Annotated in this window: 6 protein-coding genes; 1 reads left to right on the plus strand and 5 read right to left on the minus strand. The window is 63.8% G+C overall.

From position 1 onward, the window contains the following. The 4 genes from KAZ48_10520 to KAZ48_10535 all read right to left on the minus strand — a co-directional run. On the minus strand, positions 1-523 hold a 523-nt coding region (locus KAZ48_10520; protein MBP7973225.1), incomplete at its 3' end, for a CDGSH iron-sulfur domain-containing protein. Between the two features lie 68 nt (positions 524-591). After that, entirely contained in the window at positions 592-1,353 is a 762-nt protein-coding gene (locus tag KAZ48_10525) for an SDR family oxidoreductase (protein ID MBP7973226.1), read from the minus strand. A 325-nt stretch (positions 1,354-1,678) separates the two neighbouring features. Next, the gene (locus KAZ48_10530; protein ID MBP7973227.1) at positions 1,679-2,290 is read right to left on the minus strand and encodes a hypothetical protein; all 612 of its coding nucleotides are present in this window, start codon (positions 2,288-2,290) and stop codon (positions 1,679-1,681) included. A 121-nt stretch (positions 2,291-2,411) separates the two neighbouring features. Beyond that, on the minus strand, positions 2,412-3,476 hold the full coding sequence (locus KAZ48_10535) for an alpha/beta hydrolase (protein ID MBP7973228.1): 1,065 nt from the start codon (positions 3,474-3,476) through the stop codon (positions 2,412-2,414). Between the two features lie 146 nt (positions 3,477-3,622). Here KAZ48_10535 and KAZ48_10540 point away from each other — a divergent pair, with 146 nt between their 5' ends. After that, complete coding sequence (locus KAZ48_10540; GenBank protein ID MBP7973229.1) at positions 3,623-4,183, plus strand: dihydrofolate reductase; 561 nt, start codon at positions 3,623-3,625, stop codon at positions 4,181-4,183. Between the two features lie 207 nt (positions 4,184-4,390). Here KAZ48_10540 and KAZ48_10545 read toward each other — a convergent pair. Continuing rightward, positions 4,391-5,469, minus strand: a 1,079-nt coding sequence (locus tag KAZ48_10545) for a heavy metal translocating P-type ATPase (GenBank protein MBP7973230.1), incomplete at its 5' end; no start/stop codon positions are given.

A 5,469-nucleotide genomic window follows, 5' to 3' on the forward strand; every position in this document is an offset into this window, starting at 1 on the left:
GTTGCGGGTCCTCAATGAGGGCCAGTCCGACGGCGATTGGCTCGTCAAGCTCCTCGCCCGTAGTCGGGTCCTTAAGACCCAAGCGGCCGCCCGGACAGTGGTGCACGATTCCGGCGACGAGCGACTTCGCCTCGCGGCCCGGGTCCGACACCAGGCTCCACACGCCGCCGTCGACGTCGCAGAACCTCCCGTAGGCGCAGAGCTTCTCGTCATCGGTCAAGTCCCGATCGGCACCGGGAACCACCTTGGCGTCCTCGGCGCGGGGTGCGAACGACGCGGTCTCCGCCAAATCGACATCGGCAGACTTATGGGATCCGTCGCAGTACGGCTTTCTGTTCGACTGGCCGCACCGACACAGCCGCACCTTGTCTGGCAGCGAGAAGTCCTTGCCCTTGCGGTATTCGCGTGAGTCGCCCTCACCATCGGCAACGATGAATTCCTGCGACATCGGGGGCCCACCGTAGACGACGTACGGACCGTCCTGCTCGATCTCAATCCGGATTCCTTGTGCGTCCTCTGACATGGGTGGCTCCTCGCGAATTTGCTGGACTTGCAGGCTATTCCCGCGTCAAAGTACCTGTCCACCATCGGCTAACTTGTCGCCCAGCCACCGTCATCGCTGAGCAGAGCGCCATTGACGTTTGACGCCTCGTCACTAGCCAGCCAGGAGATCGCCGTGGCGATCTGGTCGGAGTCCGCGATGGCTTGCGGCGCCGAGGCCATCGCCAACATCGCCCGGTCGAACGCCCATTGAACCGAAGGCGACGCAGTAGTACCGATCTCGGTAGCGACAGCACCGGGCAGCACGGCGTTGGAGCGAATGCCTTTGGGTCCGTAGAGGTACGCGATGCTCCTTACCAATCCAATGACCGCATGCTTGGAGGTCGCGTAGGCGGTACCGGCGGCACCGGCACCCAAGGACGCCTTTGACGCGACGGTGACGATCACACCCTGTCCGCGTGCCTCAAACACGGGAATTGCGGCCCGCGACAGCCGCATCACGCCGGTCACGTTGACACCCATGACCCGTTCCCAGGTCGCATCGTCCATCTCGCCGAGGGGGAGGAAGTGGTCCATCACGCCCGCAACGTTCGCGACAATGTCCAGGTCCGGGCCAGCAGCCGCCACCACGCGATCGACATCGTCCTGATTGGTGACATCGGCGATCAACAACTCGACGTCGAGGCCTTCGGCGCTGACCAGCTCACGGGTGTGTTCGACTGCCTCCACGTTGACGTCGCAGCCGATGACCCGGGCTCCCTCGCGCGCCATTCGAAGTACCGTCGCCCGACCGATTCCGTTCCCCGCGCCAGTGACGATTGCCGTCTTGCCAGCATGCCGAGTGGTGTCCATGGAAAGCCTCCCCAAAGCCGTCGGTGCCAACGCGTGGCACCTGATCCAATTGTCCTCCTCGGCAGTGGGGATGGGTAGGCCAAGGAACCGACGATTCCGGCCGACCACTTCCGAACGATCACATGGAGTCCGTCACATGTGGGAAGAAACCACCTGACAGTCGGGTTGATCTGCTGACAACCTCCGGTGCCCACCGTCGTACTGGCCGACGGGACCACGTTCACCAATCCCTCACTCCGGCAGATCAAGCAGCACGTCGCGACCGCGTTGTAGCGCGTTCGCGGGTTCCTCGGAACCGTTTGGCTGGTGGCTCGATCTCAGCTCGCTACTCTTTGCCAGCAGTGACCACGAGTGACCGGGTCAAGTCCGCCAGCAGCATGTTGGCGCGCTCCAGCCCCGCCCCCAACGACGCAATACGCGCGGCATCCGGGTTGGGCGCGGCATCGGTCGCCAGCAGGTCGATTAGCAATGCTCGGTACTCGTCCTTGAAGTCGGTGAGGTGCTTGTTGACCACGGAAAGATGGCGCTCAAACTTCGCATGCTTCTTGAGTAAGCCTGCGGCCAGCGCGAGCTCCTCGGCCGCGCCAATCAAGGCCTTGGACATGGAGATCAACGGCTTGGGCAGGGAACCCATCTTGTAGCCCACAAGCAGAATCGCCACATGACCAAGCTGGTCGATGTAGTCGACCGCCGCCTCCGCCAGCTTGAGGACGTCTTCGTGGTCCAACGGGGTCTTGAAGGAGCCAGTGGACTTTCGCAGTGCCGTGACGTGGCGCGAGTCGGCGTCCGCCTCCAAGGCACGTAGCTTCACCAACAGGCCCGGTCGCGCCTGCGGGCCGGCGGTTGCCAGGGTGTAGAAGGCGACCGATGCCTCCGGCAGTGGGCGGATCGATTCGCCGATCAACCTGCTGAGGCTTTCCGGCTTCCTTTTTGTCACCGCGCCACCCATCCTTCGAAGCCATGTCTGGCTATCACGCTAGTGAAGTGGACGCGGGCAAACCGAGCCAGGGCAACAGGCTGACGTTCATCTCGTGTTCAGCAAGAGCGTGGGAGCACGCCTACGGGCAACCTGTCCGGTTGGGTTCAGCCAGCGCCTTCGTGGAAGTCGCAACTGCCTGATTGACCGCACTCAGCACGACCGGATCCCACGTGAGGGCCTGATCGCGAGGCAGCTTCAATTCGTTGGTGAAGAAGGCGCTGTGGACGTCGGGCCTGACCTGGCAACTCCGGTGTGGCAGCACGGCGTCGGACACCCCCGGTGCCAGTGCACTACTGAGCTGGACGAGTCCATCGTTGGGCCACGCTCGCGGATTTCCGTTCGGCAAGTTGAGCAGGTTGCCGGCAAACAGGGTGACCGGTATCCCGTCGAGAGCACCGGCCTGGGCTGCGTTCCAACCCGACTTGCCATCGGCACCGTCCAGGAAGGTCCTCGATAGTCCTGCCGGCGAACCCTTCCCCTGGGCGGCCAGTTGCTCAACCTGATCAACGACTTCGATGCACGAGGTCTGCTTGCCACAGACTGACTTGGGTAGCTCGCCGGCTGCAACGTCGGCAGCGAATGAGCCTTCCCACGGCGTTCCGATAGTTGTCAGTGAGTTCACCGCGACCGGGGAGTTCCCATCACGCAACGCCTTGATCGCCGAGCGGGAGAACAGCCCTCCCATTGAGTGCGCCACGATGTCGACCGAGCCGACGCCGTATTCCGAATGCAAGTAGTTGATGAATGCGCTCAGCCGTTGACCGCCGTCGTCGATCGGCTTCAATGCGTTGACGGTGACCGATTCAGGTAACGCTGGCGGACACTGCGAGAACGGGCCGAAGCCGGAGTACTCCTTGATCTGGCCCGGTCCGACCTGGGCCGGAGCCGTGTATGCCTGGAAGCCAGCGGCGATCAGCGAGTCCCGCAACGCGGTCGAACTCACGCCAGCTGCCAATCCTTTGCCGCATCCCTGTGTCGGTGTCGTGAACGGGGACTCAGCGGCGAAGCCACTCACTACGACGACGGCCCTGGTTCCCACGGACGTGGTGGACGAGGGGTCGGCCTGGGAGCTGGAACAAGCCGCAAGTGCGAGGACGGCGATGGTTACCAGCAGCTTGCCGGCGCGGGATGTGCGGTTGGTCACGGGTGGGACCCTAGGTGATTCCGGTCGGGGATTCCTCCGCGTGGACTCGACTGGGTGAGGCACGGTGGCACGCGCGGTGTCATGCTCGAGCGTGTGCAACCTGCCCTGCACGGAGTCCCGACTGACGGAGAATTCGGAGGATCCCAATGGCCGAGCTGATTTACGCGTCAGTGATCTCCCTGGACGGATACATCGCCGACCGGAACGGGAACTTTGACTGGGGTACGCCCGACGAAGAAGTGCACGAATTCTTCAACGATTTGACGCGCGGCATAGGCACTCACCTGATGGGCCGTCGAATGTACGAGGTGATGGTCGCCTGGGAGACGCCCGAGACGTTCGTCGGCGACAGCGCGGTGATGGCCGACTACGCCAACATCTGGCAGGCCGCTGACAAGGTCGTCTACTCGCGCACCCTCGATTCGGTCTCCAGTGCCAAGACTCGGCTTGAGCGCGAGTTCGATGCCGCTGCGATCCGTGAACTCAAGGCGGGCGCTGCCGCAGATATCAGTATCGGCGGTCCGGCCTTGGCCGCGCACGCCATTCGGGCGGGGCTCGTGGACTGCTTCCAGTTTGTCGTTGCACCCGTCATCGTCGGGGGCGGCAACCCGGCTTTCCCGACCGACGTGCGAGTCGACCTTGAGTTGGTAAATGAGCGACGCTTCGCCGGCGGCATGTTCTTCGTCAGCTACCGAACCCGCCGGTAGTCCTCGGCGCGGCATCGATGCTGGCAGTAACAGCGACGGCCGTCTTATCTGCCTGCAGTTCCAGCCCGACCGGGCTTCAGCGGTCAACCAACGGCGGCACTAGTTTCGCCGCGGTACCCGGGGCACCGACCCTTGCCCTGCTGTCGTGGTCTGAACCGACGGCGGCCGAACCTTTACCTCGCTCGCGAGTCTGTAGTCGGTCGCCAGCTACGGGTTGGTGGCGCCGCCTTCGAGACTCCGGTCTGGCAGCCGCAGACGCTTGAGCAAGAGCGCATTGACGGCGACGATGATGCTGGATCCCGCCATCGTTATTGCGGCGATCTCTGGGCGCAGAGTCAATCCGAAAACAGGCACAAATACCCCGGCCGCGATGGGCAGCGCCACGGAGTTATAACCAACGGCCCACCCGAGGTTCTGCTTCATCTTGCGAACCGTGGCTCGACCGATCGTCAGTGCGGTCGCGACGTCGAGCGGATCAGAGCGCATCAAAACAATGTCAGCGGTTTCGACGGCGACGTCCGTGCCTGTGCCGATCGCGATCCCAACATCGGCTTGTGCCAGCGCGGGAGCGTCGTTCACCCCGTCGCCAACCATCGCCACGACCTTGCCCTGCGCTTGCAGGTCCGCGACCTTGCTTGCCTTGTCGGCGGGCAACACATCGGCGACGACACTGGTGACGCCGATCTCGGTGGCGATCCGGGAAGCAGTCGCCTGGTTATCGCCGGTCAGCATGACGACCTCGACCCCCAGTTCGGTCAGTTTCATCACGGCGGCGCGGGCGGTGGGTCGCGGCGTATCCGCAATTCCGGCGACAGCGACGGCGCGCCCGTCGAGCGAAACGGCAATCGCCGTCCGACCGTTCGCGGCGAGCTTCTGAAGCTCCGAAGCGACTCCCGCCAAGTCGATGTTCTCCCGCTCCATCAGCCGCTGATTGCCGACCACAACTGTGGTTCCATCCACCGTCGCGACCGCGCCTTGTCCGGGGATCGAATCGAAGCTGTCCGCGCTGAGGGCCCGAGCCCCCCTTCCGTCGGCGTACTCAACGAGTGCGCGCGCCAGCGGGTGTTCGGATTCCCTTTCGGTCGCGGCGAGGAGGGACAGCACATCCTCCTCGTCACGACCGTCTAGGACGAGGAAATCAGTGACCTCCGGTTGCCCCACCGTGAGCGTTCCCGTCTTGTCCATAACCACGACGTCGACCTTCTTGGACGTCTCGATGGCTGCGGCGTTCTTGAACAGCACGCCACGCTCGGCGCCCAGGCCCGTGCCGACCATGATCGCAGTTG

The sequence above is a fragment of the Candidatus Nanopelagicales bacterium genome (assembly GCA_018003655.1).
Taxonomy (GTDB): Bacteria; Actinomycetota; Actinomycetes; order S36-B12; family UBA10799; genus JAGNDY01.